The sequence below is a fragment of the Rhodoplanes roseus genome, assembly GCF_003258865.1.
GTDB classification, from domain to species: domain Bacteria; phylum Pseudomonadota; class Alphaproteobacteria; order Rhizobiales; family Xanthobacteraceae; genus Rhodoplanes; species Rhodoplanes roseus.
Genome location: NZ_NPEX01000714.1, coordinates 1 through 320, shown reverse-complemented (window position 1 = coordinate 320; position 320 = coordinate 1). Strand labels below are relative to the sequence as shown.

The window sequence follows — 320 nt, the reverse complement described above, 5'->3', positions numbered from 1 at the left end:
ATGCGCACCATCGCCGAGAAGATCACCATCGTGCAGGAGATCGCCCGCCAGACCGACCTGCTGGCCCTCAACGCCGCGGTGGAAGCGGCCCGCGCCGGCGAGCACGGCAAGGGTTTCGCGGTCGTCGCCTCCGAGGTGCGCAAGCTCGCCGAGCGCAGCCAGACCGCCGCCGCCGAGATCGGCACCCTGTCGACCCAGACCGTCAAGGCGGCCCAGGAGGCGGGCGAGATGCTCACGCGACTGGTGCCCGACATCCAGAAGACGGCCGAGCTCGTCTCGGAGATCAGCGCCGCCTGCCGCGAGCAGGACATCGGCGCCGA

Annotated in this window: 1 protein-coding gene; it reads left to right on the top strand. The window is 71.2% G+C overall.

Features of this window, described 5'->3' with window-relative positions:
- The coding region (locus CH341_RS32090) for a methyl-accepting chemotaxis protein (RefSeq protein WP_245431345.1) at positions 1-320 on the top strand (320 nt) is incomplete at both ends.